The 4,075-nt window shown below is 73.8% G+C and carries 4 protein-coding genes and 1 pseudogene; all 5 read left to right on the top strand.

Translation table 11 applies throughout. From position 1 onward, the window contains the following. The coding region (locus EBH09_RS34075; protein ID WP_193776679.1) for a response regulator transcription factor at positions 1-286 on the top strand (286 nt) is incomplete at its 5' end. Between the two features lie 135 nt (positions 287-421). After that, a complete protein-coding gene (locus EBH09_RS34070) occupies positions 422-1,744 on the top strand; it encodes a CAP domain-containing protein (RefSeq protein WP_121750663.1) in 1,323 nt (440 codons plus the stop codon). A 58-nt stretch (positions 1,745-1,802) separates the two neighbouring features. Further along, positions 1,803-2,480: an AIM24 family protein gene (locus EBH09_RS34065; RefSeq protein ID WP_121750662.1), complete on the top strand. Its 678-nt coding sequence runs from the start codon at positions 1,803-1,805 to the stop codon at positions 2,478-2,480. 184 nt (positions 2,481-2,664) lie between these two features. Next, the gene (locus EBH09_RS34060) at positions 2,665-3,816 is read left to right on the top strand and encodes a tetratricopeptide repeat protein (protein ID WP_121751145.1); all 1,152 of its coding nucleotides are present in this window, start codon (positions 2,665-2,667) and stop codon (positions 3,814-3,816) included. A gap of 11 nt (positions 3,817-3,827) precedes the next feature. Further along, positions 3,828-4,075: pseudogene (locus tag EBH09_RS38245) on the top strand (polyprenyl synthetase family protein); the annotation flags it as partial.

The following is a 4,075-nucleotide window of genomic DNA, read 5'->3' as shown; positions in this document are numbered from 1 at the left end:
GCGCGAGCGGCTGAACGACCTGGTCCGCCGCGGCCGGCTGGCGGACGCTGCGCCCGCCGGCGACCGTGCGTCGGTACTCACCGCCCGTGAGCGGGACGTGCTGCGGCTGCTCGCCCTCGGCCGCAGCAACCGCCAGATCGGCGAGGAGCTGTTCATCAGCGCCAAGACGGCGAGCGTCCACGTCTCCAACATCCTGGCCAAGCTGTCGGCGGCGAGCCGCACGGAGGCGGTGGCGATCGCCTACCGGCAGGGCCTGATCACTCCCGAACCGACGCCTTCCACCTGACCTCCGGCCCGCGACGGACGCCGGCCGGCGCCCTCCCCCGGCTCGGGGCGGCCGCGGGAACCACCGGTGTCCGGCGGACGTTGACCCGGCACCGACACCCCTACCGGAGCGAGAACCACGACACAGGGCGGCACGATGAGCGATTTGGTCCCCGGGGGCAACGTCCCCCTGCCGGGCGGCCCCGTGAGCGTGCGGGTGCCCGGTGCCTTCGACGTGTCGGCGCTCGTGACGGACGACGGCGGCAAGGTGGGCGGTGACGGCGACTTCGTCTTCTACAACCAGCCGGAGGCACCCGGCGCCCGGTTGCGGGACGACACGCTCACCGTCGATCCCTCACGGCTGCGCCCCGGTGCCACCCGGGTGACGGTGGCGGTGAGCCCCTCGGACCCCGGGGCCGCCCTGGGCGATCTCCCCTCCCCCACGCTCCACGTCACCGACGCACGCGGCCGGGCGCTGACCCGGTTCACGCCGCCACGCCCCCGGCGGGAGACCGTGCTGCTGCTCGCGGAGTTCTACCGGCGTGGCGAGACCTGGAAGTTGCGCGCTCTGGGGCAGGGGTACGCCGACGGACTCGCCGGTCTCGCCCGGGACTTCGGGGTGGAGGTCGTGGACGACGCCTCGGCGCCCGACGACCGGGCCACGGCCGTGCCCCGCGTCAGCTCCGCACCGCCTCCTCCCGCCGACTCCGACGGCTTCCTCGGCCTGGTCAACTCCGCCCGGGCCGCCGCCGGTTCCGGCCCGGTCGCCGCCGACGCACGTCTGGTCTCCGCGGCCCGGGCCCACGCCGCCGCCATGGCCGCCGCGGGCACGCTGAGCGTCGAGACCCGGGACGGCGTCTCGGTCCACCAGCGCGTCGTCTCCGCCGGGTACGCGTATCTCACCGTCGGCGAGCACCTGGTCTCCGGCCCGCGCACGCCCACCGAGTTCGTCGCGTACTGCCTGCGCACCGAGCGGACCCGGCGCACGCTGCACGGCGTCGCCTTCACACACGCCGGTTGGGCGTACGTCACCGGCGGACCCTCGGGCGACACGTACTGGACGGCTCTGTGGGCCGTACCGTTCACCCAGGACGGCCTGGTCCGTACGGCGGCCGAGGTCGTCGAGCTCACCAACCGGGAGCGGATGAGGGCGGGCCTGCCCGCCCTGGCCGTCGACGCCCGGCTGACCCACGCGGCCCAGGCACACAGCGCGGACATGGTCGCCCGCGACTTCTATTCGCACACCGACCCGGACGGCGGCAAGCCCTGGGACCGGGCCGCCGCCGCGGGTGCCACTCGGCGCACGGTCGGCGAGAACATAGCCTGCGGCCAGCGTTCGCCCGACGACGTGGTGGAGGGCTGGATGAACAGCCCGGGACACCGCGCCAACATCCTCAAGGGCGACTTCACCCACATCGGCATCGGTCTCGCCGGCGGCGGCCGGGCGGGGACGTACTGGACCCAGCTCTTCGGCGGCTGAACACGGCTCCCGGCGCACGATCTTGGCGGAACGGGGCACTCCGGGCCAGGATGCCCGTATGAAGGGTGACCTCTTTTCCAGCGAGCACATGGTGCAGCCCGCCACGGCGCCGGGCATGACCGTCGAGAACTCCAAGTGCATCCGTTACACGGTGAACGGCGACATGCTGGCCCGGCAGGGTGCGATGGTCGCCTACCGCGGCAACCTCCAGTTCGAGCGCAAGGGCCAGGGCGTGGGCGGCATGCTCAAGCGCGCGGTCACCGGGGAGGGGCTGCCCCTGATGGCGGTGCGGGGACAGGGCGAGGCCTGGTTCGCGCACGAGGCGCAGAGCTGCTTCATCGTCGAGGTGGAACCCGGCGACGAGTTCACGGTCAACGGCCGCAACGTCCTGTGCTTCGACTCCTCGTTGGCGTACCGCATCGCCACGGTCAAGGGCGCGGGCATCACCGGCGGCGGGCTGTTCAACAGCGTCTTCACGGGACACGGCAGGCTGGGGCTGGTGTGCGACGGCAGCCCGCTGGTCATCCCGGTCTCGCCCGAGTACCCGGTCTACGTCGACACGGACGCGATCGTCGGCTGGTCCGCCGGGCTGTCGACCTCCCTGCACCGTTCGCAGTCCATCGGCTCGATACTGCGCGGCGGTTCAGGTGAGGCCGTGCAGCTGCATCTCCAGGGCCAGGGCTTCGTCGTCGTACGGCCGAGCGAGGTGACGCCGCAGAAGACGCAGCAGCACTGAGGCAACCCGGACCGCTCCCTCGACGTCTTGACCGGCGACAGGTGACACCGCCCTGGTCGCTCCACGTGACCAGGGCTGATTTTCGACGCACTATACACAACGCGTATACATGGAGTGCATACGAGTGCGGCCAAGCGCTCGCTCCCAGGTACACGCGCCTGTGCGTATGGACCGGAAGGAATCCATGTACGGCAAGGCATTCGCCCCTGAGTACCAGGGCGCCCTCACCGCCCTCTCCGTCAACTCGTCGCTGACCGACGTCCTGGCCGCCGGAACGGAGCAGTTGGCGTCGGCCGAACGCGCGGGACGGCACGGCGAGGCGGCGCGCTCCGGGCTCGCGGTGGCCGAGGCCCAGCGCCGGCTGGGCCGGGCCGAGGAGGCGGACCGGGCGTGGAAGGCGAGTTACCGGGCGGCGCGCACGGCCGGGGACACCGCGGCGATGGCCTGGGCGCTGTGGAGCGGCGGGACGCTGGCCCGGCAGCGCGGTGCCCTCCGGCTGGCCCGGCGGCTGCTGGGGCTCGCGGCCGATCTCGGCGAACGCGGCGGGGACGTGGTCGTCCGCGGCTACTCGCTGGCGGGCCTGGCCGAAACCGGTCGGATCCAGGGTGACTACGAGGCCGTCGGGCGGCTGCACGAGCGGTTGCTGGCCGAGGCCCGGCGGCGTGGCGAGGCACGGCACACCGTGTGGGCGCTGGAGGGCATCGCCCAGATGCACCGCAACACCGGCGCGTACGACAGCGCGTACGCCCTGTTCGAGGAGGCGGCCGGGATCGCCGCCCGGGCCGAGGACCGGCGCGGCCACGCCTGGGCGCTGCGTGGGCTCGCCGACGTCGTCTCGGTGCGCGACGGCGACACCGGGCGGGCGTTGGACCTGCTCACCGAGGCGGAGACGGGCTGCCGGGCGATGAAGCTGTCCGGCGCGCTGGCCTACAACCACAAGATGCGCGGCAACGTGCTGTACCGAGCCGGGCGTTACGCCGAGGCCCGCGACCTCTACGAGCAGGCGCTCGCGGAGTTCCGTGCCATGGGCGAACCGCGCGGGGAGGCTCTCTCCCGGCTGGGCCTGGCCAAGTCACTGGCCCGCCTGGGCCGCGACCGCACCGAGACGGCCGCCGAACTGTCCGAGCTGGCCGGAGTCCTGGAGGGGATCGGCCTGATGCACGCCCGGAAGATGGTGGCCCGGGCACAGGAGGAGTTCGGCCTGGCGGGCACGCAGGCGGACGCGGTGGCGGAGGTTGACGCGGGCGGGCAGACCCGCACTGTGCCGCAGCCCCCAGCGGTGGCGCAGGCCGACACGGGCACGCAGACCCACGCCGTGGCGGAGGTCGTGCGGTGACGGCGACCGCCATGGCGGCAACGGCGCCGGTGGGTGCTCCGCAGGTCCTCGGCCGCAGCCGCGCACTGGTGCGGCCCGCGCTGGAGGAGGCCGTGGGGCGGCTGCACCCGTGGGTGGCCGAGATGGCCGCCTACTCCTTCGGCTGGTGCGAGGTGGGCGGGGCGCCCGCCGCCGTCGGCGCCTCCGGCGGCAAGGGCGTACGGCAGGCCCTCGCCGTGCTGGGCGCCGAGGCGGCCGGTGCGTCCGGGCGGGCGGGGGT

Source organism: Streptomyces sp. E2N166, assembly GCF_003671715.1.
Classification (GTDB): domain Bacteria; phylum Actinomycetota; class Actinomycetes; order Streptomycetales; family Streptomycetaceae; genus Streptomyces; species Streptomyces thinghirensis.
Note: the sequence above shows the minus strand (reverse complement) of the source record. Positions and strands in the feature narration are given on the sequence as shown.

Bases quoted from the DNA above. Each gene is read 5' to 3' on its own strand.
- EBH09_RS34065 (WP_121750662.1), top strand. From the start codon at position 1,803: ATGAAGGGTGACCTCTTTTCCAGCGAGCACATGGTGCAGCCCGCCACG.
- EBH09_RS34070 (WP_121750663.1), top strand. From the start codon at position 422: ATGAGCGATTTGGTCCCCGGGGGCAACGTCCCCCTGCCGGGCGGCCCC.
- EBH09_RS34060 (WP_121751145.1), top strand. From the start codon at position 2,665: ATGTACGGCAAGGCATTCGCCCCTGAGTACCAGGGCGCCCTCACCGCC.